25 protein-coding genes are annotated in these 26,485 nt (G+C 58.2%); 10 read left to right on the top strand and 15 right to left on the bottom strand.

Annotated elements, in window-relative coordinates:
• Positions 1 to 8 precede the first annotated feature (8 nt).
• From H7848_RS05640 to H7848_RS05675, 8 genes are all read left to right on the top strand, one after another.
• The gene (locus H7848_RS05640) at positions 9 to 773 is read left to right on the top strand and encodes an SdiA-regulated/phytase-like domain-containing protein (protein ID WP_208348881.1); all 765 of its coding nucleotides are present in this window, start codon (positions 9 to 11) and stop codon (positions 771 to 773) included.
• Between the two features lie 31 nt (positions 774 to 804).
• Positions 805 to 1,704: a LysR family transcriptional regulator gene (locus tag H7848_RS05645; RefSeq protein WP_208348883.1), complete on the top strand. Its 900-nt coding sequence runs from the start codon at positions 805 to 807 to the stop codon at positions 1,702 to 1,704.
• A 117-nt stretch (positions 1,705 to 1,821) separates the two neighbouring features.
• Positions 1,822 to 2,982 (top strand): ABC transporter substrate-binding protein, encoded by a 1,161-nt coding sequence (locus tag H7848_RS05650; protein WP_208348886.1) that lies wholly within the window; start codon positions 1,822 to 1,824, stop codon positions 2,980 to 2,982.
• 58 nt (positions 2,983 to 3,040) lie between these two features.
• Positions 3,041 to 4,027: an ABC transporter ATP-binding protein gene (locus tag H7848_RS05655; RefSeq protein ID WP_208348888.1), complete on the top strand. Its 987-nt coding sequence runs from the start codon at positions 3,041 to 3,043 to the stop codon at positions 4,025 to 4,027.
• Positions 4,024 to 4,974, top strand: a complete 951-nt coding sequence (locus H7848_RS05660; RefSeq protein ID WP_208348889.1) for an ABC transporter permease — start codon at positions 4,024 to 4,026, stop codon at positions 4,972 to 4,974. The genes H7848_RS05655 and H7848_RS05660 overlap by 4 nt, the downstream gene beginning before the upstream one ends.
• A complete protein-coding gene (locus tag H7848_RS05665) occupies positions 4,964 to 5,770 on the top strand; it encodes an ABC transporter permease (RefSeq protein ID WP_208348890.1) in 807 nt (268 codons plus the stop codon). Before H7848_RS05660 ends, H7848_RS05665 begins: the two co-directional genes overlap by 11 nt.
• Positions 5,771 to 5,781: 11 nt before the next feature.
• The gene (locus H7848_RS05670) at positions 5,782 to 7,206 is read left to right on the top strand and encodes a gamma-aminobutyraldehyde dehydrogenase (protein WP_208348891.1); all 1,425 of its coding nucleotides are present in this window, start codon (positions 5,782 to 5,784) and stop codon (positions 7,204 to 7,206) included.
• A 54-nt stretch (positions 7,207 to 7,260) separates the two neighbouring features.
• A complete protein-coding gene (locus H7848_RS05675; RefSeq protein WP_208348892.1) occupies positions 7,261 to 8,532 on the top strand; it encodes a 4-aminobutyrate--2-oxoglutarate transaminase in 1,272 nt (423 codons plus the stop codon).
• 143 nt (positions 8,533 to 8,675) lie between these two features.
• Here H7848_RS05675 and H7848_RS05680 read toward each other — a convergent pair whose 3' ends face one another.
• Positions 8,676 to 9,641, bottom strand: coding sequence for an ATP-binding protein (locus tag H7848_RS05680; RefSeq protein ID WP_208348893.1), 966 nt, complete (start codon positions 9,639 to 9,641; stop codon positions 8,676 to 8,678).
• Entirely contained in the window at positions 9,626 to 10,318 is a 693-nt protein-coding gene (locus H7848_RS05685; protein ID WP_208348896.1) for a response regulator transcription factor, read from the bottom strand. Before H7848_RS05685 ends, H7848_RS05680 begins: the two co-directional genes overlap by 16 nt.
• A gap of 133 nt (positions 10,319 to 10,451) precedes the next feature.
• On the opposite strand from H7848_RS05685, the gene H7848_RS05690 reads away from it, so the two are divergent.
• Entirely contained in the window at positions 10,452 to 11,540 is a 1,089-nt protein-coding gene (locus tag H7848_RS05690) for a hypothetical protein (protein WP_208348898.1), read from the top strand.
• A 234-nt stretch (positions 11,541 to 11,774) separates the two neighbouring features.
• Here the strand turns inward: H7848_RS05690 and H7848_RS05695 are convergent, their stop codons facing one another.
• On the bottom strand, positions 11,775 to 12,284 hold the full coding sequence (locus tag H7848_RS05695; protein WP_208348900.1) for a MarR family winged helix-turn-helix transcriptional regulator: 510 nt from the start codon (positions 12,282 to 12,284) through the stop codon (positions 11,775 to 11,777).
• Between the two features lie 92 nt (positions 12,285 to 12,376).
• On the opposite strand from H7848_RS05695, the gene H7848_RS05700 reads away from it, so the two are divergent.
• A complete protein-coding gene (locus H7848_RS05700; RefSeq protein WP_208348901.1) occupies positions 12,377 to 13,195 on the top strand; it encodes an SDR family oxidoreductase in 819 nt (272 codons plus the stop codon).
• A gap of 476 nt (positions 13,196 to 13,671) precedes the next feature.
• On the opposite strand, the gene H7848_RS05705 is transcribed toward H7848_RS05700, so the two are convergent.
• The 12 genes from H7848_RS05705 to H7848_RS05760 form a co-directional block, all read right to left on the bottom strand.
• Positions 13,672 to 14,511 (bottom strand): urea carboxylase-associated family protein, encoded by an 840-nt coding sequence (locus H7848_RS05705; protein ID WP_419555495.1) that lies wholly within the window; start codon positions 14,509 to 14,511, stop codon positions 13,672 to 13,674.
• Entirely contained in the window at positions 14,508 to 16,157 is a 1,650-nt protein-coding gene (locus H7848_RS05710; RefSeq protein ID WP_336512065.1) for an FAD-binding dehydrogenase, read from the bottom strand. The genes H7848_RS05705 and H7848_RS05710 overlap by 4 nt, the downstream gene beginning before the upstream one ends.
• Before the next feature lie 116 nt (positions 16,158 to 16,273).
• On the bottom strand, positions 16,274 to 17,746 hold the full coding sequence (creD, locus tag H7848_RS05715; protein WP_208348903.1) for a cell envelope integrity protein CreD: 1,473 nt from the start codon (positions 17,744 to 17,746) through the stop codon (positions 16,274 to 16,276).
• A gap of 88 nt (positions 17,747 to 17,834) precedes the next feature.
• On the bottom strand, positions 17,835 to 18,614 hold the full coding sequence (locus H7848_RS05720) for a succinate dehydrogenase iron-sulfur subunit (protein WP_208348904.1): 780 nt from the start codon (positions 18,612 to 18,614) through the stop codon (positions 17,835 to 17,837).
• 263 nt (positions 18,615 to 18,877) lie between these two features.
• Positions 18,878 to 19,519, bottom strand: coding sequence for a class I SAM-dependent methyltransferase (locus H7848_RS05725; protein ID WP_208348905.1), 642 nt, complete (start codon positions 19,517 to 19,519; stop codon positions 18,878 to 18,880).
• Between the two features lie 229 nt (positions 19,520 to 19,748).
• The gene (locus H7848_RS05730) at positions 19,749 to 20,483 is read right to left on the bottom strand and encodes a glycosyltransferase family protein (protein WP_208348907.1); all 735 of its coding nucleotides are present in this window, start codon (positions 20,481 to 20,483) and stop codon (positions 19,749 to 19,751) included.
• A gap of 30 nt (positions 20,484 to 20,513) precedes the next feature.
• On the bottom strand, positions 20,514 to 20,846 hold the full coding sequence (locus H7848_RS05735; RefSeq protein WP_237072598.1) for a succinate dehydrogenase: 333 nt from the start codon (positions 20,844 to 20,846) through the stop codon (positions 20,514 to 20,516).
• Positions 20,846 to 22,651, bottom strand: a complete 1,806-nt coding sequence (sdhA, locus tag H7848_RS05740) for a succinate dehydrogenase flavoprotein subunit (protein ID WP_208348908.1) — start codon at positions 22,649 to 22,651, stop codon at positions 20,846 to 20,848. Before sdhA ends, H7848_RS05735 begins: the two co-directional genes overlap by 1 nt.
• An 18-nt stretch (positions 22,652 to 22,669) precedes the next feature.
• Positions 22,670 to 23,041 carry a succinate dehydrogenase, hydrophobic membrane anchor protein gene (gene sdhD, locus H7848_RS05745; protein WP_208348910.1) on the bottom strand — a complete coding sequence of 124 codons (372 nt, stop codon included), beginning with the start codon at positions 23,039 to 23,041 and terminating at the stop codon, positions 22,670 to 22,672.
• A gap of 12 nt (positions 23,042 to 23,053) precedes the next feature.
• Positions 23,054 to 23,437 carry a succinate dehydrogenase, cytochrome b556 subunit gene (sdhC, locus tag H7848_RS05750; RefSeq protein WP_208348913.1) on the bottom strand — a complete coding sequence of 128 codons (384 nt, stop codon included), beginning with the start codon at positions 23,435 to 23,437 and terminating at the stop codon, positions 23,054 to 23,056.
• Between the two features lie 181 nt (positions 23,438 to 23,618).
• Entirely contained in the window at positions 23,619 to 24,836 is a 1,218-nt protein-coding gene (locus H7848_RS05755) for a urate hydroxylase PuuD (RefSeq protein ID WP_208348915.1), read from the bottom strand.
• Between the two features lie 117 nt (positions 24,837 to 24,953).
• The gene (locus H7848_RS05760; protein WP_208348917.1) at positions 24,954 to 26,363 is read right to left on the bottom strand and encodes a DUF2793 domain-containing protein; all 1,410 of its coding nucleotides are present in this window, start codon (positions 26,361 to 26,363) and stop codon (positions 24,954 to 24,956) included.
• Positions 26,364 to 26,485: the final 122 nt, after the last annotated feature.

The following is a 26,485-nucleotide window of genomic DNA, read 5'->3' on the forward strand; positions in this document are numbered from 1 at the left end:
ATGATCACATGCGGATAACAGCTGCGGCGGCTTTTCTGGGTCTTGCGTCACCGGCGCTGGCTTTGGACCTTCAATTGCTTGAAACCTATACGCTGAACCGCCCGGCCAGTCTGGATTATGATCCGACCTTCTGCGGTCTTTGGATCGCGAACGAAGGCCCCGAGGCTATTCTGGTCACGCTCGACGGGTCCGAATTGCGGCGCATCCGGTCGGATATGTCACGGATCAAGGCCATTTCATTGGAGGACGACCACCTGATCGTGTCCGACGGGGCAGGGATGTTTCAAAGGCTGTCCAAGAACGGCGACGCCCTTAGCCCGCCCTTCCGCATATCGTCAGGGTGGGCCGATACCGAAGGCATCACCATCGACGCCGACGGCACCCTGATCACGGTCGAAGACGACCCCGAATACCTCAGCTGGATATCGCCCGACGGGCAAATTCTGCGCCGGATTGACACCATGACGCTCGACCCACCCCTCAGCGAGGCCCAGGGGATCGCCCGCGATCCCCGCACCGGCCATCTGCTGATCGTTGACGATTTCGAAGGCACCAACAGCCTTTATGAATTCGACGCCCAGGGCAATCTGCTGGCCACCGAATCCCTGGTGCCCTACGGCCTTGACCCCGAAGGCATTGCCATCCGCCCCGGATCAAACGAACTGTTCATCGCCTTCGACAGCGGCGCACTGATCGCCAGTTTCAGCTATACGCCGACTCTGCCCGAAGGCTCTGACCCCTTGCCGCCCGGCGCCGATTGTATGATGTTCTAACGATTACGCCTGTCCAGGGGGATCGTTCAGAATGGCCTTCACTTTGCGCCAACTTCGCTATTTCGCGTCCGCCGCGCGGCGCGGGGGTGTCAGCCGTGCCGCGCAAGAGCTGTGCATTTCCCAAAGCGCCGTGACCGAGGCGATAAAAGAACTTGAGGCCGACCTGGGCGTCACCCTGTTTGACCGTCATCCCCGCGGGCTTGCGCTGACCTTCCAAGGCAATCAGTTCCTGCGCCACGCCGATAAAATCTTGTCCGAAGTCAGCGTCGCGCGCCAAAGCTTCGAACGCGACATGCAGGTGCAGGAAGGGCATTTGCATTTGGGCGTGACCTCACTGATGGCCGGTTATGTGCTGTCCGACGTTCTGGCGCGGTTCAAGCGGGTCTGTCCGGGGGTCGAGGTCTCGGTGACCGAAGACAGCACCGAATACCTGGAACATCTGCTGATTGGCGGCGAATTGGACGTTGCTGTCATGATCGACGGTGCGCGGCGTGAACGCACGGCCCTGAATACCGAGGTTCTGTCTGTTTCCCCCTTCCGTCTGTGGATGCCATCGGGGCACCGTTTTCTGTCGCAGGAAAGCGTGTCGCTGAACGAGGTGACGACAGAACCCCTGATCATGCTGCAGGTCGATGAAATGGAGGCCGCGGCGGTCAACCTGCTGTCCGCACTGGGGCGGCGCCCGCAGGTGGCCTTTCGCACCCGCTCGGTTGAAGCGGTGCGCAGCATGGTTGCAACCGGTGCGGGATTGGCCCTGTTGCCTGATCTTGTCTACCGCCCGTGGTCGCTGGATGGTGACAGGATCGAAAGCCGCGATGTGTCGGGTGCGCTGCCGGTCGTCAATGTCGCCGTCGTCTGGCGCAAGGGCGCGCCTTTGCCATCACCTGCGTTGGACTTCGTCGACATCGCCAAGGAATCCCCTTTGATCTGATCGTTCGGAAATTCCGATATCAGGCTTCCGAAAATTGAATTTGCAAAGGCTCGTGGCGCGGCCCCATCATTTCCGAAGATTCGCCGCGTCAGATGGCACGAAACAGGGAGACATCGCATGAAAAAGACTTTTAGGGGTGCGGCCGCATCCATTCTTGCTGTGGCAATAGCCCAGTCGGCCATCGCCCAGGACATGATAACCGAAATCGGCGAAGCCGAAGGCCAACTGCGTATCGTGGCCTGGCCCGGTTACATCGAACGGGGCGAAACCGACGCTAAATTCGATTGGGTGACGGGCTTTGAACAGGCCACTGGCTGCGAAGTTCTGGTTCAGACCGCCAATACATCGGACGAAATGGTCGCCCTGATGAACGAAGGCGGTTTTGACCTGGTGACAGCATCGGGCGACGCGTCGCTGCGTATGATCGCCGGCAACCGGGTTCAGCCGGTAAACATCGACCTGATCCCATCGTGGAACACCATCGACGACCGGCTGAAACAGGCGCCTTGGCATTATGTCGACGGAACGCACTATGGGGTTCCCTATATGTGGGGGCCCAACGTACTGATGTACTCGACCGAGGTTTTTCCCGAAGCGCCCACATCCTGGTCCGTCGTTTTCGAACCCCAGAACCTGCCCGACGGCCAACCCAATCAGGGCCGTGTTCAGGCCTATGACGGGCCAATCCACATCGCCGATGCCGCGCTTTACCTGATGACACATCAGCCTGAACTGGGCATCGAAAGCCCCTATGAGCTGAACCAGGAACAGTATAACGCCGCGCTGGATCTTCTGCGTCAGCAACGCCAGCTGGTCAGCCGCTACTGGCACGATGCCTTCATCCAGATCGATGACTTCCAGAATGAAGGCATGGCGGCCTCCGGGTCCTGGCCCTTTATGGTCAATCTGCTGCAGGCCGCCGAGGCACCCGTGGCCTCGACCATTCCGCAGGAAGGCGTCACGGGCTGGGCCGACACCACCATGATGCATTCCGAGGCCGACAATCCCAACTGCGCCTATATGTGGATGGAGCACACGCTTAGCTCAAACCTGATGAGCGATCTTAGCGTCTGGTTCGGTGCCAACCCGGCCGTGCCCGAGGCCTGCACCGATGGCCGCGGTATGCAAACCGCAGAAGGCTGCACCAGGAACGGGTTTGACGATTTCGAACGCGTCCGCTTTTGGCAAACGCCTGTCACACGATGCGAAAGCCAGGAACAATGCGTTCCCTATTACCGCTGGGTCAGCGATTATATCGGCGTGATCGGTGGACGGTAATTACTCTTTCCAAAGCGGCGCCCGCCCCGATCAGGCGGGCCGCATATCGGATAAATCAATGAAAGCTGCAGTAGAATTCAGTCGCGTCGCCCGTCACTTCGGGGCGGTGCGGGCCGTAGATGATGTCGACCTGTCCATTGCCGAAGGCGAATTCTTTGCCATGCTCGGGCCATCCGGGTCAGGCAAAACGACATGCCTTCGTCTGATCGCGGGGTTTGACCGGCCGACCTCGGGCGACATCGCGATCTTTGGGCAGTCGATGGGCAACGTCCCACCCTATAGACGTCCGGTGAACACCGTGTTTCAGGACTATGCGCTTTTTCCGCACCTGAATGTCCGTGACAATGTCGCCTATGGTCTGATGATCGTGGGCCAGAACAAAAAGGCACGCCGTCAGGCCGCAGACGAGGCACTTGAACTGGTCGCCTTGCCCGGATTTGGCGACCGCAAGCCCTCGCAATTATCGGGCGGCCAGCGTCAGCGCGTGGCCCTGGCCCGTGCGCTTGTGATGAAGCCCAAAGTGCTGCTGTTGGACGAACCCCTGGGCGCGCTGGACCTGAAGCTGCGCGAAGCCATGCAGGACGAGCTGAAGAACCTGCAGCGCCACCTGGGCATCACCTTCGTCTTCGTGACCCATGATCAGGGCGAGGCCCTGTCGATGGCCGACCGCGTGGCGGTTTTCAACGAAGGCCGTATCGTCCAGGCGGGCACGCCCCATGACATCTATTATCGCCCCGAAACGCCCTTTGTTGCTGATTTTGTGGGGTCTTCAAACCTGCTGCAACCTGACCTGACCGAACGCCTGGGCGGCGGGCGCGTCCACGCAGCCCTGCGCCCCGAAGCGATCCGCCTGACCGAGCAGGGGCACGCCGCACAGGTCGTCAGTCAGGCTTTCCTGGGAACAGCCACGCGGCTGACCCTTGATATGGACGGTCACCGCCTGACCGCGCTTGTCCCCAAAGGCGACGCACTGCCCGCGGTCGGCGATACCGTTCATCTGGAATGGGCGCCCGGCGATCTGCATCTGATGAAGGCAGGTGCATGACCGTTCTGGATAACACCACATCGCCTGCACCGGCGCGCGGGCTGTTTGAACGCCTGTCAGACGTGCTGTGGCGCCGTCCGCGTCTGTTGGTCGCGCTGCTGGTCCTGCCGCCGCTGGCCTGGCTGGGGATCGTCTATCTGGGCTCGCTCTTTGCCCTTCTGGTGCAAAGCTTCTTTTCCATCGACGAATTTTCCGGTCAGATCCGCTATGAATTGACGCTCAGCACCTATGCTGAACTGTTCCGCGCCTATAATCTGGACATCATCCTGCGCACGGTCGCCATGGCGGCCGCCGTCACTGTCGCGGCCGCCATCGTGGCCTTTCCCATAGCCTATTTCGCCGCCCGTTACGCACGCGGCCCGATGAAAGCCCTGTTTTATCTGGGTGTCATGTTGCCCCTTTGGTCCAGCTATCTGGTCAAGGTCTATGCCTGGAAACTGATCCTGGCGCGCGAAGGCATCCTGAACTGGGCCTTCGAATCCGCAGGCCTGTCCTGGTTGCTGAATGCCTATCTGTCGCTGCCGGGTGTCGGCGGCAATTCTTTATCAGTATCCTGGACGGGCACGTTTCTGGTCTTTCTCTATGTCTGGCTGCCCTTCATGATCCTGCCCGTGCAGGCCGCGCTGGAACGCGTGCCGCCCTCGATGCTGGAGGCATCGGGTGATCTGGGCGCCAAGCCGGGCCAGACCCTGCGCCACGTGCTGATCCCACTGGCCCTGCCGGGCATCATTGCGGGCAGCATCTTTACCTTTTCGCTGACGATGGGCGACTATATCGTGCCCCAGATTGTCGGTACCTCGGCCCGGATGATCGGACAGGCCGTCTATCAGTATCAGGGCACCGCCGGAAATATCCCATTGGCCGCGGCCTTTGCCGTTGTGCCGATCCTGATCATGGGTCTTTACCTGTGGTTTGCCAAACGAAAGGGGGCTTTCGATGCGCTCTGACCGTGCCCCCCTTGGCCTAAAGATTGCGGCAATCGCGGGGCTGTTGTTCCTGCACCTGCCGATCCTGCTGATCTTCGTCTATGCCTTCACGACCGAGGACCGGTCCTATCAGTGGCCGCCCCCCGGTTTCACGCTGCAATGGTTCAGCGTCACCTGGAACCGCCCCGATGTCTGGCAGGCCCTGTGGCTGTCGGTGCGCGTGGCCTCGATCAGCACCGTCATCGCGCTGATCCTGGGCACGCTGGCCGCCGCCGCTGTCGCACGCACCCGTTTCTTCGGCCGCGAAACCATCAGTCTGCTGGTCATTCTGCCAATCGCGTTACCCGGCATCATCACCGGCATTTCCCTGCGTTCGGCCTTTAATCTGGCCGATATCCCGTTCAGTTTCTGGACCATCGTGCTGGGGCACGCGACCTTTTGCGTCGTGGTCGTCTATAACAACGCCGTCGCGCGGTTCCGCCGAACATCCGGCAATCTGATCGAGGCCTCGATGGACCTGGGCGCCAACGGCTTTCAGACCTTTCGCTTCGTCATCCTGCCCAATGTCGCGACCGCGTTGCTGGCGGGCGGGATGCTGGCCTTTGCCCTGTCCTTTGACGAAGTCATCGTGACCACCTTTACAGCCGGGCAGCAGCAAACCCTGCCCATCTGGATGCTCGAAGAACTGGTGCGTCCGCGCCAGCGCCCTGTCACCAATGTCGTTGCCATGATCGTCGTGCTGGTCACGTTCCTGCCGATCCTGGCGGCCTATTATCTGACCCGCGGAACGGACACCGTCGCGGGAAGCGGAAAATGAAGGAGGAACCAATGGATACCCAGATGCTGATCGGCGGCGCCTTTGAGGCGGGCACGGATACCGAAGAACAGGTCCTGAACCCGCGCACAGGCGAGGCCATCCTTGCCATGCCCGAAGCTGACCCCGGCCAGATCGACCGTGCCGTGGGGGCTGCGCGCAAGGCTTATAATAGCTGGTCCAGAACAACCCCCGCCGACCGGTCCACCGCGTTGCTGGCCATCGCCGACGCCATCGAAAAAGATGCCGAAGGCTTTGCCCGGCTCGAGGCACTGAACTGCGGCAAACCCTATCCGGCCGTTCTGACCGATGAAATCCCGGCCATTGTGGACTGTTTCCGCTATTTCGCGGGGGCCGTGCGCAACATGCAGGGCAGCGTGTCGGGCGAATATATGGAGGGCCACACCTCAATGATCCGGCGCGACCCGATTGGCGTCGTGGCCTCGATCGCGCCATGGAACTACCCGCTGATGATGATGGCCTGGAAAATCGCGCCCGCGCTGGCCGGCGGCAATACCGTCGTGCTGAAACCATCGGAACAAACGCCCCTGACGGCCCTGAAACTGGCCCGCACCCTGTCCGAAATCCTGCCCGAAGGCGTCGTCAACGTCATCGTGGGGCAGGGCGAAAGCGTCGGCAACGCCCTGATCAGTCACGACGGCGTCGACATGGTGTCAATCACCGGTGATATCGCCACAGGCAAGAAAATCCTGCAGGCCGCATCGAAAACCGTCAAACGGACGCATCTGGAACTGGGCGGCAAGGCCCCCGTGATCGTCATGGATGACGCCGATATCGGCGCCGTGGTCGAGGGGCTGAAGGCCTTTGGATACTATAACGCCGGTCAGGACTGCACCGCCGCCTGCCGCATCTACGCCGGTGCCAAAATTCACGACGCGCTGGTGGCGGATCTTTCGTCGGCCGTGTCCTCGATCACCTATGCGAATGAAAACGATGACGAAAACGAAATCGGCCCGCTGATTTCCCGCCGCCAGCGCGACCGTGTCGCCAGTTTCGTCGCCCGCGCCGCCGAACAGCCGCATATGGAGATCACAACCGGTGGCGCGATCCACGACGGCCCGGGCTTCTATTACCAGCCCACCGTCGTCGCGGGCGCCCGCCAAAACGACGAAATTGTCCAGCGAGAGGTCTTCGGCCCCGTGGTGTCGATCACGCGCTTCGATGACACCGACCAGGCCATCACCTGGGCCAATGACAGCAAATACGGTCTGGCCTCGTCTGTCTGGACCAAGGACATCGGCACAGCCATGCGCGTGTCATCGCGGCTGCAGTACGGATGCACCTGGGTGAACACCCACTTCATGCTGGTCAACGAAATGCCCCACGGCGGTCTGAAACAATCGGGCTACGGCAAGGATATGTCGATGTACGCGCTCGAAGATTACACCGCCGTGCGCCACGTCATGATTGCCCACTGACACCCGCCGTCAAATCCCGCCATGCCCTGTGCGTGGCGCTTACAGGAGTTGCAAATGAACAATAGCAGCATCGCTGCACGCCGTGAAACCGCCATCGCACGCGGTGTCGGTATGATGACGCAAATCTACGTCGAACGCGCTGAAAACGCGCTGGTCTGGGATGTCGAGGGCAACCGCTATATCGACTTCGCCGCTGGCATCGCCGTTGTGAACACCGGCCACCGCCACCCCCGCGTGACCCAGGCGCTGCACGATCAGGTCGATGCCTACACCCACACCTGCCACCAGGTCATCCCCTATGAACCCTATGTCCGCCTGGCCGAACGCCTGAACGATGCCGTGCCGGGGGATTTTCCCAAGAAAACGGTCTTCGTGACCACAGGGGCCGAGGCGGTGGAAAACGCAATCAAGGTCGCCCGCGCCCACACCGGCAGGCAAGCCGTGATCGCCTTTGGCGGCGCCTTCCACGGCCGGACGTTCATGACCATGTCCCTGACCGGCAAAGTCGTCCCCTACAAGGCCGGGTTTGGCACCATGATGCCCGATGTCTATCACGTGCCGTTTCCGATCGACCTGCACGGCGTTTCCACCCAGACCGCCATGGACGCCATCGGTCAGCTGTTCAAGACCGACCTTGATCCGTCCCGCGTGGCTGCCATCATCTTTGAACCGGTGCAGGGCGAAGGCGGCTTTTATCCCGCGCCCGCCGATCTGGTCAAAGGCATCCGCGATCTGTGTGACACCCACGGCATCGTCATGATCGCGGATGAGGTTCAGACAGGCTTTGCCCGGACGGGGCATCTTTTTGCGATGCACGCCCATGATGTTGCCCCCGATATCACCACCATGGCCAAGGGTCTGGCGGGCGGCGTCCCCCTGGCCGCGCTAACCGGCCGGGCTGAGATCATGGATGCGCCGGGGCCCGGCGGATTGGGCGGCACCTATGGGGGCAACCCCCTTGGTATCGCCGCAGCCCACGCTGTTCTGGATGCGATTGAGGACGAAAAGCTCTGCGACCGCGCCAATGCCCTTGGCTCACGTCTGCGCCAACGGCTTGAGGCGATCCGCGCCGATGTGCCCCAAATCGCCCAGGTGCGTGGGCCGGGGTTCATGGTGGCGGTCGAATTCATGTCCGACGGCGCCCCCGATCCCGATATGACCGCCCGCGTCAAATCCGAGGCCCTGAAACGCGGTCTGATCCTGCTGACCTGCGGCGTGCACGGCAACGTCATCCGCTTCCTGGCACCAATCACGATCCCCGACGACCTTTTCGCCGAAGCTTTGGATATCCTCGACACGTCCCTTCACGCCGCTGTGGCGCACTAAGGCACCGAACCCTCAGTCTTTGCCAAAGTGCCACGACCCCAAGCGCGGCGATTGGCCGGTGGGCGGGCGCTTTTAGCACCCACCCTCGGGCCGGTCGCTGCCCTATGCTCCTAAATCGTTTTTCGTTTACCTCGGTTTACACCCTAAAAAACAATATCGAACTGCGTTCCGGTTTCGGTCGGAACATGCCGTATTTCCGCGCCCTTGTTCTGCAGCAACGTCGCGATGATGCTCAGGCCCATGCCGGTGCCGCCCCGGTCCCGCCGCGTGGTGAAAAACGGGTCGAAGATCCGGGCCTGGTTGCCCTTGGATATCCCGCTGCCGTTGTCCTGAATGCTCAGCATCGGCGGTGTCTGGGCGGTCAGCTGAACCTCACTTGCACCATGCTGCCGGGCGTTCTGGATCAGATGCGTCAGCACGATCGACAGCCCCTCGGCCATCATTGGCAACTCAATCGTCTCGCCCGCCGCTACAATATCAAGCCCTGGAAAACTGCTGCGCAGGGCGGGCACGATCTGATCCAATGTCGTGATGCCGTCGGGCAAAGGTTCACGCGCGGCCGCCAGTTCACGCATCGCGTCCAACAGCGCCCCCATCCGCTGCGTCGCCTGCTGAACCGAGGCCGCCAGTTGCACACGATCCTCGGCCGACAGATCATCCTGCAACAACTCGGCCGCCCCCTGCAATGTGGTCAGGGGTGACTTCAGCTCATGCGTAACGTGGTTGGTATATGTCCTGATCGAGGCCTCACGATCCTGCAACGTCGTCGCCATATTCACAACGGCATAGCCCAATTCGCGCAATTCCTGCGTGCCGTAATGGGGCAGGGGATCCAGAATGCCAGCATCGCCCGCCTCCATCGCCTGCGCCCGGTCCGCCAGCGCCGTGATCGGCCGTAACAACACCCGCGCCAGCACATAGCCCAGCACCAATGTGAACAACACTGTCAGCACCGCAATCACCGTCGCCGTCACGGGCAGCCCCATGTCACGGGTCAGCCAGGGCAGGGTGATCAGCCCCAACAGCGGCACCAAAAGCACCGCCGCCAGTGTCACCCCCAGAACCAGCCCCAATGACGGGCGCCACTTGTCATCTATGTCCCGCGGCATTCACCCATCCGCACACCCACACCATGCACCGTCTCAATCGCGTCAGCACAGCCGGCGTCAGCCAGTTTGCGGCGCAAGTTCCGCAAATGGCTGTCCAGTGTTCGGTCCGACACGTGAATATTCGTCCCATAAACCGCATCGGTCAGCTGCGGTCGGGGCGAGATCTGATCCGGCCGCTGCATCAGCTTCGCCAATATCGCCATCTCCGTCGCCGTCAGCGTCACCGCCACCCCGGACACCGCACAGAAATGCCGCGTCGCGTCCAGCTCAAGCGCGCCGCGCCTCTGCGCGCCATGCTCAGCCGGCGCACCGTTCGTCCGCTTCAAAATCGCCTTGATCCGCGCCACCAGCTCACGCGGGGAAAAAGGCTTGGTCACATAATCATCGGCGCCCATCTCAAACCCCAGAACGCGATCAATCTCATCATCGCGGGCCGTCAGGAACAGAACAGGCGTGGCGTGACTGGCCCTTATCCGGCGACAAACCTCAAGCCCGTCCATTTCCGGCAGACCGATATCCAGCACGATCAGATCAGGCGGCTGCGCGCTAATCTCGCGCAGGGCCGCCGCCCCATCGCCTGCCAGCCGCACCGCATAATCGGCCTTGGCCAGCGCAATCCGCAGCAGATCACGAATTTGCGGATCATCATCCACTACCAGAATCTGCGCCGTCGTCATCGATGCCCTCGTCTTTTTTCTGTTTTTCCCGTCATATCAATAAAGTCGCGGCTGTGCAGCCCATGCCGCGGCGTTGTGCAGATTTTGTGCAGGGGCTTTTGCAGGCCGATGCCGCGTGCTAGGCCATCGCGCGATGATAAAGGCCGACCCATACCCCAAACTCGCCAGCTGCTCGACCGCAGGCAGCGGCCTGACGCGTGTGTCCGACGTGCCCCAGGCCTATTGGGGCCCGAATTATCAGGCCGAGTTTGACCACGACACCCTATGGTACGACGCAATCGGGCTGGGCAACCGCGTCCGCCTGGTCTGCCCCAAGCTGCTGAACCTGCAAGAGATTTTCAGAAAAGGCGAGGTCCTGCTGGATGGCCAGCCCGCCACCGCCCGCATCAGGAAATACCGCCGCCACGATCTGATCGACATCCCCTGCCGCAGCCCGGCCTCTCAGATCCAGATCCGCTATGGCGACTGGGTCGGCACGTCCGCGGTCAATCCCGCGATGCCCGACAGGCTGGCCGGTCTGAACGTGCATGTGGCCATTTCAAAGAACAATGACCTGCAATGGTTGGCCGATTTCGCGCGCTATCACATCCACCACCACGGGCTTCAGGCGATGGTGCTGATGGACAACGGCTCGGACCGCTATTCGGTTCAAGACATCCACGCGACCCTGAGTGAAACCGGCCTGCAGGACGTCATCGTTCTGGACCTGCCGTTCCCCTATGGCCCCCGCGGCATCAAAAAGATGAAGCGCAAGAACAAATACCTGCAGACCGCCATGCTGAATGCCGTCCGCTTTCGCTTCCTGTCCCAAGCGCGCGCCGTGCTGCAATGCGATATCGACGAACTGGTCTGGTCAGGCGGCACCTCAATCTTTGACATCGCAACGCAAAGCGCCTTGGGCTATGTGCAGTTTCCGGGTGAATGGCGCTATCCCCGCGACGGCACAGGCCACGCCGCCCATAGGTATTGGCTTGAGGGCCGCGCAGGCTGCCCCACCAAATACTGCATCGTCCCCCGTGGCCCCCTGCGCCGGTTCAGCTGGGATATCCACCGGCTCGAAGGCCTGCCCTTCGGCCAATTCCTGAAATCCCGCCAAGCGGGCTACTGGCACTGCGCCGGGATCAGCACAAACTGGAAAGAGTGGAACCGGCTGCATAATCAGGACAAAACAAACCTGGACCCCATCGCCGACGCCGCGATGAAAGCGGTGAATTGGGACTAAACCACCTTCTCGAAACGCCCTATCCACCCATCCCGCCCGGTGGTCACCACCGGGCAGCGCCCGACCCGCCCCCGTCGCGCCGCCCTCGGGCCGGCGCTGCCCTCAGGTCTGCAGTGCTTACGATCATATTTTTGTACAACGCTTTGCGGGACAAAGTGAGCTTTCGCTGCGACTGCTCCAACGGCTGCTTTGTGAGTTGAAAGGTCAGCATAGGGCATGTGCAGAATGTGCCATTTAGCCACGTTCGGCGTCTTTGAACATTCGCTCAAGTTGATCCAGATTGGCATATAGACGCGTCAACTCATCTTGCCCAAGCACTGATAAGGTGCGTTCAGCCAATGCAATTTTGGCATCAGCTCCGATCCTCAGTGCGTTTGCGCCCTTCTTTGTGGGCCGGACAAGCATCGCCCGACCATCTCCTGGGTCTGGCACTCTTTTGACGTAACCGTTGGCTTCCAGTTCCGCGACCAACTTTCCAGTCGCCTGCTTGGTGCGGCGATTAGCTCGCGCAAGGGTGACCGTTTGCGCGCCGTGTTCGGGTAACTGCGCGAGCAGGGTAATGGTGGCGGGTGTAAGGCCAACAAAGCCATGCTCTGCTAGAGCCGAGACGACGGAGGCCACATAGGCACGCGATACGGCACGCATTGCCTCTGCCACACGTTCCGTCAGGTCGGCTTGGGCCAAACCAAGGACATCGTCCTCTACCAAATGCATATTTTTGTTACTCAAGTCTTGCTTTTCCATTTTAGACATCCTAGTTGTCCAAATATAGACAACTATATTTACCATATTAACCAAATGACAACAACCACGCGATGCCCGAAAGGAACCCGGCCATGTCAACGTTCAAGTCAATCTTTATCACTGGCGCATCCTCAGGCATCGGACTTGCGACGGCCAAACTGTTCCATGACCAAGGTTGGCAGGTTGCCGCAACGATGCGCGATCCCGCGGACGCCGCCAGTTGGATGACGGGTGAGCGTTGCGTAGTGCGAGACTGTGACGTGACTGACCAGTCCTCACTTGATATGGCAGTAAAGGAAACGCTTTCGAAATTCGGAAAGATCGACGTGGCTTTCGCCAATGCGGGATATGGTTTGAACGGACCGATTGAAGGCGCAACGGATGAACAGATGCTGCGACAGTTCGACGTGAATGTGCTTGGCGTGGCGCGTACGATCAAGGCTGTCGCGCCGGACATGCGCGCGCGCAAGGCGGGACTGATCATCACCACATCATCCATCGGTGGCCTGATCGGGATGCCGCTTGCGCCTCTCTACATCTCTTCAAAACACGCGGTGGAGGGGCTTATCGAATCCGCCCGCTTCGAACTCGCGCCCTTCGGCATCGGAATGAAGCTTCTGGAACCTGGCGGCATAAAAACCGATTTCAGCCGCCGTTCCGCCGACTGGACGGATCATCCGGCTTACACAGACGCGATTGCCGCCGGCAAGAAGATGGCAGTCGACCTGCTGGACAGTGCGCCCGATCCCGTGAAGGTCGCAGATATCGTCTTAAAGATGGCCACCGACGGCAAGAAGCGTCTGCGTTACCTCGCCAAGCCGGGGCCATATGTTGCGATGTACAAGATGCTGCCGGACCGCCTGTGGCGAGGCATGATCCAGATGGCGCTCCGAAGCGCATCTAAAAATTGATGACATCAACGATACGCGGCTTCGTTTGACGCGACATACTTGGTGAAAGCGGACTTTTGAACAACCCGCAGCATCGGTAAATTTGGGCTCATAGCCGACATCCCCCATTTTCTTACCCAAATCTTAACACTGCAAACTTGCAAAGTTTTCGATTCGATTTTTGCAAAGTTGCAAAGTTTGGCACCGTGCGGTGCGATTTATGATAGGTTAACGGCTTCGGGAAATGGTTAATTCGGGCGGTTTGTTAAGGATGCCTGACGGGACCGAACGCATTGACATAAATTTTATCCACAGGGTCATTTCAGGCAAAATCCGCGGGAATCATGAAATCGCGGTAAATCCCCCGAAAAATGTGTAAATTGCACATCTGAATTATCCGGTTTCGCCGAAAATGTGCAAATTGCACATGCGATTTTGGCCCCTAAAACCCTCAATTCCTGCATTAACTTTTATGACGTTGCGTCCAAAGCGTCGCCTCACACTCCGTGGGTCCTGTCATAGCCGTTGATCTGCGGGGCCGACCATCCGCTCAGTGCGTTTTCTTCGGGCCTCAGCACTGTCACCTCAAGCGGATAACACGGGGCCGCATCGCTGGAATGTTCAGACGAACAATCCCCACCGGGGCATGCGCTCAGCACACCCAGAAGATTAATTTCTGCAAAGAATTCAATATGACCGCCGGGGCGCACCGGGCTGGCCTTCATGAAATACTGCCCCGTATCGCGTGTAAATCCCGTGCACATAAAGACGTTCAGAACATCATGCACATGCCCCTCGGCCACCTCCAGCGCCATCCCCCGTGCCCCTGCCAGCTCGCGCGTCAGATTGGAATGACAGCACTGATGATACTGCCCACCCGCCAGCAGATTATGCGTGTAAGGATCACACCGCGTCCCGATCACATCATGCACCCGCCCGCCATGCTCATCCGTGCCGTACCACCCCAAAGTATCGTGGGTGATCGTCGCCATCGGCCGCAAATATGGAAGACAGGACCACATCCGATGCCCTGTCGTCAGATGCGTGCCATGCAGCGCGCGGGTCTTGCCGGAATAAAAGCGCTCGGATAAGTCATTGAAATTCCATAAGTTCAGGTCGCCGACTTGTGGCCCTTCGATGCTGGTGATCCGAAAGAAATGCCCGGCGGGGACGTGAAAACTGGCAGCGTCCCGCGGTGGCACGATGACCTGATCGACTGTGGTTAACCCCTGCCGCGCCGCCGTATAAAGGGCCATGTCCGGCTGCGGCAACGTCTGCGTCGGATAACAAATCACCGGCTTGACGGCGCGCCGGGCCGCGGCATCATCCGGCGTCACGCCGATTGCCCCGCCTTGCGCCCCGAAAAGATACAACCGCCCAGAAACGTGCCTTCCAGCGCGTTGTAACCGTGGTAGCCGCCCCCGCCAAAGCCGGAAACCTCGCCCGCCGCAAACAGCCCCTCAAAGGCCGTGCCATCGGGGCGCAGCACCTGGCCCGTGATGTCCGTATGTAGTCCACCCAACGATTTTCGCGTCAATATATTGAGCCGAACGGCGATCAAAGGCCCGTTCTTCGGATCAAGAATACGGTGCGGTTTCGCCGTGCGGATCAGCTTATCGCCGCGATAATTTCGCGCCCCCCGGATGGCCGTGATCTGGGCATCCTTGGAAAACGGGTTATCGATCTGAGCATCCCGCGCCTGAATCTGCCCCCGGATATGATCCAGCGACAGCGGCGCTTGCGGCGTCAGTTCGTTCATGCCCGTCACAAGCGTTTCCAGGTCATCCGCAACGACGAAATCCTCACCATGCTTCTTGAATGCCTCGACCGCATCGGTCGCCCCCTTGCCCAGACGCGCCTTGATCACCTCGCCCCATTTGCCGGACACCAGGTCGGGGTTCTGTTCCGACCCCGACAGGGCAAATTCCTTTTCGATGATCTTTTGCGTCAGCACGAACCAGCTGTGATCATGGCCCGTCTGCATGATGCGTTTCAGCGTGGAGAGGGTATCAAAGCCCGGCAAACAAGGCGCGGGCATCCGGTCGCCGTTGGCATCAAACCACATCGACGAGGGCCCGGGCAGAATGCGGATACCGTGGTTGGGCCAGATCGGATCCCAGTTTTGCAACCCTTCGGTATAATGCCACATGCGGTCGGCGTTGATCACGGCCGCGCCTGCGGCCTCGGCCACTTGCTGCATCTGGCCGTCTACATAATCGGGCACGCCCGCCACCATCTTGATCGGCGCCGCCCCCAGGCGATCGGTGGGCCAGTATTTGCGGACCATATCGTGATTGCCACCTATCCCGCCCGTGGCGACGATAACGTTTTCGGCCGCGTACTCAAAGCCGCCCGTCACATCGCGGTTGGTGCTTTGTCCGCGTTCTTTGTCACTGTCGGCCAGGATATCGCCGTGAACGCCGGTGATACGGCCGTTTTCAGTCTTCAAGCCCGCAACGCGGTGGCGGAAACCGAATGTCAGGCGCCCCGCGTCCCTGGCTGTATAGGCCAGCTTCATAAAGGGTTTCACCACGCCCGTGCCAGCCCCCCAGGTGATATGGAAGCGTGGTACCGAATTGCCGTGACCGTCGGCATGCGACCCGCCCCGTTCGGCCCAGCCCACAACCGGGAACCAGCGAAAGCCAAGGCTATGTAGCCAACTGCGCATCTCGCCTGCGGCAAAATCCAGATAAGCGTCGGCGACCGCGCGTGGGTTGGCATCCTCAGCCCGGTCGAACTGAGCCGACCCCATCCAGTCAACCCGCGCCAGATCGATGCTGTCCCTGATGCCCATACGGCGCTGTTCGGGCGTGTCGATCATGAACAAGCCGCCAAGCGACCACCATGCCTGCCCGCCAAGGGATTGTTCGCCTTCCTGATCCAGAAGCAACACCGATCGACCCCTTTGCGTGGCCTCGTAGGCCGCGACAAGGCCCGCAAGTCCGCCGCCAATAATGATGACATCGGCTGATTGTTTTTCCACGTCGGCTCCTCCGCCTTTTTTGGGCAGAGTATTGTGGGGTTTGGTCAGCTTGAAAAGGTGCAAATAAAATGCCCCTGCGTTAACAGGGGCATCTTTGCGAAACATATGCTGTTTGCTTAGCCCGGCGACGGGCTTGCCGGGGGTGTTTCGTCCTTGCGGCCAAACCACCTGCGCGACTTTTCGGATTTGGCGGGGCCGTACCAGTCTTCGTTCCGGGTGGCCCACATGGTGCCCGCCAGCGCGATGAAGGCCAGGACCGTGCCTGCCAACAACGCATAATCCGCACTGCGCAGGATAAGGTAAAGCACGGCGTAAAGCACCGTCAGCATCCCGCCCAGAACCCATGCGCGCTGCTCCAGTTTCAGCGCAACGAACCCGAACATCGTCAGCAATCCGATGGTCGCCGCGCTGGCCAGCGCATAGGCCGCGCCAAATCCGATCTGTTCAGCGAATGACACCATCAACAGCACAAAAATCGATTGCGCCAGACCGATCAGAATATATTGCACAGGGTGCGTGGGTTTACCCGTGCGTCCCTCGATCAGCAGCACCGTCAGGAAGGTCAGCGCGATGAAAAGGATGCCATAGCGGGCCGCGCGATAGGCTTTCTGATAGAAATCATTGGGCTGAAAGAACAACACACCAAAGGCTTCGCGCCGCGCTTGGCTGTCGTAATCCGTGCGCGATGTCTGGGGTAGGGCGCGCGCCAGGTGGGGAATGGTCCAGGTGGCCTGAAACCCCTCATCTGAGATCTGCGACTGATCGGGCAGGAAAGCGCCGGTAAAGCTGGGATGCGGCCAGTCGCTGATCATCTGAATACTGCTGGTGCGGCCGACAGGGGCAATGAAAAGCCGCTCAGCTCCATTGAAATCGAGAGTCATCTCAAATAGTCCAAGATCACGTGGGTTGCCGATAGTGGCGTATATACCGCCGGTTCTGTTGCTACTGCTGGCAAAGGTTTCAATTGCAAGTAGTCTTTCGTCCACAACCGGGCCAGACAATCCATTGGTATTGGAAACACGACTGGCCAAAGGCATAAACTGAAACGACCTGCCGTTCGCTGTAACCTCTGCTTCGCCACGCAAGGCCCGATTTGAGTCTATAATAACCCTTAGATACGTCTGATCCCAAAGCGCGGTTTCATTTTCATCCAACTGCGCTTCGACATCTGAGACATCGAAATCAAATTGCGTCTCAAGATCGGCCGAATAGACCGGCACCACGAAAATCCCGCGACTGCGTTCCTGGCTGGTGGTGTTCAGTGCCACGTCAAATCTGTCGGGATAAACATAGATGGATGCCTTGCGCACGATCTCGGTCACTTCGAAATCCTGCGTGACGACGCGGTTTGTCTGGGGATCGCGGACATTGCGTTGTTCGGTCCGCGTGACCGGCCCCTCGACCGGGATGACCAGTTGCGGACCGCTTATGGTCTGCCGGCCACCCCATTCCCGACCGACACTTTGGACGCTGGAACGGGAATAGCCGTCGCGCGAGTCGATGATCGAACCAACGAAAAACAGCGGGATGAACATTAGCAGGACCAAAAGCCCTACGATCAGAAATCTAAGTCCGGCAGACCAGCGCATGCAAATCCTCCTTCAAAATGAATTGCACGGCCGTTATGCGGGTCGGTCGTGCAGGTCATTAAGGCAGGTTTTGCAGATTTTGTGCAGTCTAAACCGTGCGTTCCACCATCATCTTTTTGATGCTGGCGATGGCTTTGGCGGGGTTCAGGCCCTTGGGGCAGGTCTTGGCACAGTTCATGATGGTGTGGCAGCGATATAGCTTGAACGGATCTTCCAGATCGTCCAGACGTTCGCCCGTCGCCTCATCCCGGCTGTCAATAATCCAACGGTAGGCGTGCAGCAGTGCCGCTGGCCCAAGATAGCGGTCGCCGTTCCACCAGTAGCTTGGGCAGGACGTCGAACAACAGGCGCACATGACGCATTCATAAAGACCGTCTAGCTTCTTACGGTCGTCAATCGATTGCTTCCATTCCTTGGCGGGGCGGTTCGTTTTGGTTTCCAGCCACGGCATGATGCTGGCGTGCTGGGCGTAAAAGTGCGTCAGATCGGGGATCAGATCCTTGACCACGGGCATATGGGGCAGGGGATAGATTTTCACATCACCCTTGATCTCATCCATGCCATAGATACAGGCCAGCGTGTTGATCCCGTCGATATTCATCGCGCAGGACCCGCAGATACCTTCGCGGCACGATCGGCGGAAGGTCAGGGTGGGGTCAATTTCGTTCTTGATCTTGATCAGCGCGTCCAGAACCATCGGACCGCAGGTGTCCATATCGACGAAATAAGTATCCACCCGCGGGTTTTCCCCGTCATCCGGGTTCCAGCGATAAATGCTGAACTTCCGTACATTGGTCGCGCCCTCGGGCTTGGGCCATGTCTTACCGGTCTTGATCCGGCTGTTCTTGGGTAATGTGAGCTGAACCATGGTACTTTCCTAGTTATCCGATCTGCTGTGGACGGACAGCGTTAGTGTCTTGATATCATTTCTTTTACAGTGGTGAAACGGCATGTTTGTCGCATTTGCGGAATTGCTATTTGGCTGGTCGTCCGCTGTTTGGCACCTTAAACGCATAGGTCGAGGTTTCGTCCGCAGCATGTGGATTTTCTGCCGGGTGAAATCTTTGTATATGGTGTTTTCAAAACCGACAAACTCAAGCCAGTGCGGGAAGGTCGCAGGATTTGTGCAGATCACGGGTCACTGCTTTCAAACAATCTGAAAAAAGCGAAAGTTGTTTGATCGGGGTCGCTGTTTTCTGTAAGCGGATAGGGTTGTTTCCAGGTCTGGATGCAATTGAAATTACTGCGGTTTTTCTCGATCCAACCTGAATAATGTCTATGTTTGACATGAATGCTATCTGTTGTAGCGTCATGGTCAGACGCGTATATCAAAACATATTTTCCAGAGCTGTCAAAAAGCTTCTGCATATAGTCATCAAAAGTATCATCTTCGATCAAGTGGTATATGACGTCCAGAGACATCGATAGATCATATTGTCTTTTGTTCTTAAAGGTTTTCGTCAAATGAAATTGCCATTTTTCTCTATCAGAGAAACGCTTTCGGTTTTGCTTGACAACTTTCCGCGAAATATCAAGGCCTGTGTAATTAGAGAAATCGAAAAGTGACGCCTGATTTCCGTCACCACAGCCAAACTCTATCACCGAGTTGATGGACTTTTCCTTGACCAAATCATTTATGACTTGGGCTTTGTATTCTGCCAACTTTCCGTAAGAACCTGCGCCAGAATTTTGCCCCGATATATATCGCTTGTTCCAATATGAGCCGCTTGAAAAAGGTGTTTTCTTGGGCGGAGTGCGGCGAAATAATCTCATGATTTACCTGCGTGAAATTTTTTCTGACAAAGCCTTCAACGCATCTTCGATCATGTGCGTATTATCGCGTTGATAGGTGTGACGATTTGAATTGTCCGGTGTGTCGTTTCGTGATCGATCCTTGTTGCACCAGCGATATAGTGGATAACGACGACACTGGCCGACATGATGTCTATGATGCCACCAGTGACGGGTCAAGGGCCAAAGCAGCGTGTGTGCCGGACTTGCCCTAAAGCGTCTCACCTCGGTTTTTGACCTTAAAGGCGTATGTCCAGATTTCATCGGCAACGTGTTGTTTGTTCTGCTTGGTAAAGTCTTCGTAGATCGATTCATCAAATCTGACCGTGCCCAGCCATTTTGCGGCCTTGGGCAGGGCGATGGGCGTTAAACCCTTCTCGAAACACCACTTAGCCAGCCGCACATCGACAAATTTCTGGCTGTCCTTCATATATTCATAGGGCGGCATGTCGGCCGCTTTCAGGATCGCCGCGTTTGTTGCAACCTGATCGACGACAACCGGCTCATCCAACTGATTATAGAATATGTAAACCTTACGATGATTTGCGATGTTTCTTGACTGAAGAAAGTCAAGCCACTTCCTCAGACTAAGTTTCGGCTTGCGATAGAGCGAGGCATGATAACCCGCAACAAACCCACCCGCACCAAGGGCTTCGAAACGTTCAACTGTCTTGCTGACATAGTCACTGGGATAAAGCAGATCATCGTCAATCAGCAGTACATAGGTGGCGCCATCCAGTTCGGGATAAAACTTGCCGGCATCTTTGGTGTCATGGTCCGGGATGACCGCCCTTACATTCGGAAAGGACGCCAGTTGTTCCGGAATGCTGTCATATTCGTTCAGCACGACATTCAACAGGTCAACCTGAGATGCGATGCTGGTCACAACTGGCAGCAGATTTTCATGTCGGGGTGGATATGTTGCTAGATTTGCGACGATTGTCATATCGTTCTGACTTTCCTCGACCTCAAGATGTTATCGCGCATTAGCGATCAGAATAGGCAACGCATCTTCGGCCATGCATGTGATCGTTTCAGGCCGTGTGGCGATTTCAACCACCAGGTTTGTCGTTTCCTGATCGATACCGGTCACGCTGGCGCTGGCGATGCGCAGGATTTCGCGGGCGGATGCGTTGTCGATGATACAGTCGGTCACAGGCTCGACGTTCGCACCGGGGAAACGGCGGTCTATGACGCGATTGACGACCTCTTTGGCCTCTTGTCGGGCCACCTGGTCGGCCAGGCCGTCGGGTTCACAGGCCGTTAGGAAAAGACCCGCGATCAGGGCCAACAAAACTTTGATACGCATTAATAAACCCTTGCTTTTGGTGCGATTTTCTTAGGATCGATGCCGCCGTCATTATGGCTGGTCAGCGGGTTCAGGTGGACACCGCGGAAGCCAAGGCTGGCCTCATTTCCCTTAAACCAGATCAGCGAATGCTTGCGCCAGTTTTCATCATCGCGGTCTGGATAATCCTCATGCGCGTGGGCGCCGCGGCTTTCCTTGCGTGCCTCGGCCGCAACGATTGTCGCCACGGCGTTGGGCATCAGGTTCGCCAGTTCCAGAGTTTCCATCAGGTCCGAGTTCCAGATCAGCGATCGGTCGGTGACGGCCAGATCGTCCATCTTGCCTGCGACGCCTTCCATTTTCTTGACACCCTCGGCCAATGTCTTATCGGTGCGGAAGACTGCCGCGTCGGCCTGCATGGTTTTCTGCATCTCAAGCCGCAACTCGGCCGTGGTGACTTGACCGGCGGCATAGCGCAATCCGTCAAAACGCGACAGGGCGGCCTCAATCGACCGTTTGTTTGGCGTGGGCACGGCGGTTGACGGATCAACGACCTGACCCGCCCGGATCGCAGCCGCACGGCCAAAGACCACAAGGTCGATCAGAGAGTTCGACCCCAGACGGTTCGCCCCGTGGACCGAGGCACAGCCAGCTTCGCCCACGGCCATCAGACCGGGCGCGACGTTGTCTGGGTCTTTCTTGGTGGGGGCCAGAACCTCGCCCCAGTAGTTCGTCGGGATACCGCCCATATTGTAGTGCACGGTCGGCAGCACGGGGATCGGTTCCTTGGTCACATCGACACCCGCAAAGATACGCGCGCTTTCTGAAATACCCGGCAGACGCAAGGCCAGCGTTTCGGGTGGCAGGTGGTTCAGGTGCAGGTGAATATGATCACCATCGGCCCCCACACCGCGGCCTTCGCGGATTTCCATCGTCATGCAGCGGCTGACGACATCGCGGCTGGCCAGATCCTTGTAGGTGGGCGCATACCGTTCCATAAAGCGTTCGCCTTCGGAATTGGTCAGATATCCGCCTTCGCCGCGTGCGCCTTCGGTGATCAGACAGCCTGCACCATAGATGCCGGTGGGGTGGAATTGCACGAACTCCATATCCTGCAGCGGCAGACCTGCGCGGGCGACCATACCACCACCGTCACCGGTGCAAGTATGCGCCGACGTCGCGCTGAAGTAGGCACGACCATAGCCACCAGTGGCCAGAACAACCATTTTGGCAGCAAACAGATGCAATGTGCCGTCATCCAGTTTCCAGGCCAGAACGCCCTGACACTGGCCGTCCTCACTCATGATCAGATCAATGGCGAAGTATTCGATATAGAATTCGGCGTTGTTTTTCAGCGACTGACCGTAAAGCGTATGCAAGATCGCGTGACCGGTCCGGTCGGCGGCAGCACAGGTGCGTTGCACGGGGGGACCTTCGCCAAATTCGGTCGTGTGTCCACCGAAGGGGCGCTGATAAATCGTGCCCTCTTCCGTTCGGCTGAAAGGCACGCCGTAGTGTTCCAGTTCATAGACCGCCTTGGGCGCTTCGCGGGCCAGATACTCCATTGCGTCGGTGTCACCCAGCCAGTCCGACCCTTTGACGGTATCATACATATGCCACTGCCAGTGGTCCGGCCCCATGTTCGACAAAGACGCGGCAATACCGCCCTGTGCCGCGACGGTGTGCGACCGCGTCGGGAAAACCTTGGTCACACAAGCAGTACGCAGGCCCTGTTCGGCCATGCCCAATGTCGCCCGCAGTCCGGCGCCACCGGCCCCAACCACCACAACATCATATTCGTGGGTTTCGTAATCGTAGGCTGCCATAAAAGTTGCTCCGATCCGTTAAAGCGCGATGCGCGCGATGGCGAAAAGACCTGTGCCTGCAGCTGCATAGCTTAGGCAGATCATAGCGATGATCAGGACTTTGCGCATTATACCATGGACGTAGTCCTCGATCAGGACCTGAACGCCGTTTTTGAAGTGCATGAACCCGACAACCAGCGTTAGTGCTGCGACGATGGCGGGGAAGGGGCGGGCAAAGTACGCCACGACCGCCTCATGCGGTTGGCCCAGCATCGGGCCAAAGGTGAAGATGAACAGGGGCACCAGAACCAGCAGACCAGCTGAGCTGACCATCATGTTCCAATGATGTTGGGTGCCCTCTTTGGCCGACCCCATGCCGCTGGCGCGTTTACGATCTGTCAGAAAAGCCATTTCGTGTTCCCCTTACACAATCGCGATGGTCAGAAGTGTCAGCACCAGCGACCCACCAATCATGATATAGCCCATCATGTATGAGCTATCCAAATCCAGGCCGTACCCCATATCCCAGACCAGATGGCGCAAACCGCCCAGAAGGTGATACCAAAGCGCCCAGACCGACCCCAGCATGACCAGATCGCCAAACCAGGATGTGATCACGCCATCGGCGACCGCAAAATATTCCGGTCCGGTCGCAGCGGCAAGGAACCACCACACCACCAACAGTGCGCCAATCAGCAGTGCATTTCCGGTAACGCGTACGAAAATCGACGTCATCGAGGTCATCTGAGGGCGATATATCGTCAAATGCGGCGAAAGCGGGCGGTTGCCCCGGTTCACATCGGCCATTGCGGTTCCCATCGTTTATTTTGTTTGACCCTTTGATACTGATTTTTTCGTCGCTGTCACGTGCCGCAAGCGGATTTAGGCGCGGTTTGATGGCGCAGACAGGCAGTTTTTAGTAGCTTGTGATCACAAAAATAAGAAATGATGTCACGAACTTAGGTTATGGGAAAGTCTGATTTGTGAATCAGTTTACCGATTGAAACCAAGCTATGATTTTGGCGCGCTCATCGTCTTCCATATAGGACAGGTTCGCAGGTGGCATCGCATGACTGACCCCGGATTGCAGGTAAATGGCACGCGCCTGTTGGGCAATCTGCGCCTCGGTTTCCAGCATAACACCCTTGGGCGGCCAATGCAGACCTGACCATACGGGTTCGCGTGCGTGGCACATGGAACAGCGGCCCAGAACGATATCGTGGACCTCATCAAAGCCATCAGCCGCGGCAAAACGCTGCGCGGTTTCCGTCATCGCCTGATCGTCCTGATTTTGAAACAGCGGCGCGGTGGACAGCCAGGCAATGATCAGAAACAGGATCGCGGTCGCAGCCCAGGTCCAGGTCGGATTGCCCTGTTTCGCGTGGATGGTGTTGAAATAATGCCGGATCGTAACACCCATCAGAAACACAAGGCTGGCAATCAACCAGTTGTATTCGCTGGCAAAAGCCAACGGATAATGGTTGCTAAGCATCAAAAACAGCACCGGCAGCGTCAGATAGTTGTTGTGGGTGGACCGTTGCTTGGCGATTTTGCCGTACTTCGCGTCGGGCGTGCGACCGGCCAACAGATCTGCCACAACAATCTTCTGGTTCGGGATGATAATCATGAAGACATTCGCCGACATGATCGTCGCGGTAAAAGCCCCCAGATGCAGCAGCGCCGCGCGGCCGGAAAACACCTGCGTATAGAAATACGCCATGCCCACCAGAATGATGTACAGCACGATCATCAGCCGGGTGTTATTGTCGCCCAAGGGGCTATTGCAGATCAGGTCATAGGCCAGCCATCCAAGCCCAAGCGACGCCAGCGAAATAAGGACCCCGGCCCAGACCGGAATATCTAGCACATTTGCGTCGATCAGATAGAACTCGGCCCCAAGGTAATAGACCAGAACCAACAGGGCAAAACCACTTAGCCAGGTCGCATAGCTTTCCCATTTGAACCAGATCAGGTCATCCGGCATGCGTTCGGGCGCGACCATATATTTCTGAATGTGATAAAACCCGCCGCCGTGCACCTGCCATTCTTCGCCATCTGCACCGGTTTCCAGCCTGCGATCGCGGCGCAGCCCCAGATCAAGGGCGATGAAATAGAAAGAAGACCCAATCCACGCAATCGCTGTGATCACATGTAACCAGCGCACCGCAAATTCAAGCCAGGCGCCCATGACGGCGAAGTCATACATAAAGAAAAACCCGTTCCACTTTTGGTGTCAGTTGAAACCAGTGAAACGGGATTTACCAGAGGCAAGACGCCACATTCGAACAATTGTGGCGTCTTTGATGTTTATTTTTGCAGTCGGTTACAGATAGATGCCGCCTGCGCTTTCGGTTCCGGCGGTGTCGCCCGGCAGGTAAGCGGCACCCTGTCCACCGATGTTGATCACGCTGCCCGCCCAACTGTCATACCGCTTACCGGTGGCAGCGCCTGTGAAGGTCACACCAGAAAACTCGGCGACACTGGCAGTAAAGCTACCGAGGAACTGCGATGCAAAGGTGGGCGTATTGGTCAGGGTGATCTGCGCATTTGAGACCTGCAGCGATGACATATGGCGCAGATTGATGTGGCTATCCGCGTCGCCAGCGATTTCGCAATCACCGGTGACCGCGCAGTGCCCACGGTCCAGCTGAACATGCGCGCCCGAGGCGGGGCCAAAGCGAATGTTCTGATAGCTGACCATCGCACCATCGTGCACGGTGATGCAGTGACCGCTGTTTGTTTCCAGCGTCATCCCTTGCAGCCGCAAACGCCCCGCGGAAACTGCAAAAAGATCGGACGCGCCGTTGATGACAACCGCCGCCGGATCGGTCAGATTGCCGATGACTTCGATTGCTTCAGCCTCAGGTACAGCTTGGTTAACGACAAGCGGACCGGTCAGGGCATGGGTGCCGTCCGCCAATTGCAGCCGCACCGCGTATCCACCCGCATCAACGCCCATCACATGCTGCAGACCGCGCGCAATTGTGGCGTAAGGCGCGGTAATGCCGTCATTCTGATCATCGCCCGCCACCGGATCAATCAGCACCGTCAGATCAGCGGTCAACTGCGGTCTGACACCGCCCGAGGGGAAAGCGACCATGCCGTTTTGATGATCAATAGCTATAGCGGTGAACCAGTTTGAGCCATCGCTGACCTTGATCTCAAAATCATTCGAGCCCGCCAGACCCATCTCGGCATAACCGGTCCAGGCGCTTTGCATCAGAAGCGATGCGGTGTCGGACTGACTGTTCTTGTTCAGCTTCAACTGATGACCCGCGCCTGCGTGGCTCAGCAGCGTGGCATCGGCCGCAACCGCCAGTCTGTTAGTTGCGTCAGCGGTTGTGTTGATCCCGACACCGGGCAGATTGGCCAGGTCATCAGCCTGTAAGCCGCCGGACACCTTCACCCAGACTGACCCATCGAAGGCCATCAGTTCAGTCGTCGCCAGAACAAAGCACCGCCAACCCGCAGCCGCTTCGATAAACACCCAGGACCCGCTTTCGGATTGTGCAATCTTACCAGCGTGTCCAGCCCATGCGCCGGTCGCGCCGTTTGGAACGATGTAACGGTCGCCTTCTGCGGCGGCAGCGGGCGGGTCCGTACGATCGGCCGCAACGGCGGTCAACTGAACAATCGTATCCAGCGTGCGGATTGCTTCGTTGTGGGTCACATGCTTTTGCGCTTGCGAGGGCTGGATATAAGGCAGTGACAAGATTGGCGATGTGTCTGACATCGGGGCCTCCGGTTCATGAAAACGTTGGGCCGAATAGACACTTCAAATAGCTGCTTAGTTCTTACCGAACCGTTCCGCGCGTTAAGAAAGTATTAGGAAAATGGGCGCCTTACGACGCCCAA

Origin of the sequence: Pseudaestuariivita rosea (assembly GCF_017592335.1) — a bacterium.
Classification (GTDB): domain Bacteria; phylum Pseudomonadota; class Alphaproteobacteria; order Rhodobacterales; family Rhodobacteraceae; genus Parasulfitobacter; species Parasulfitobacter rosea.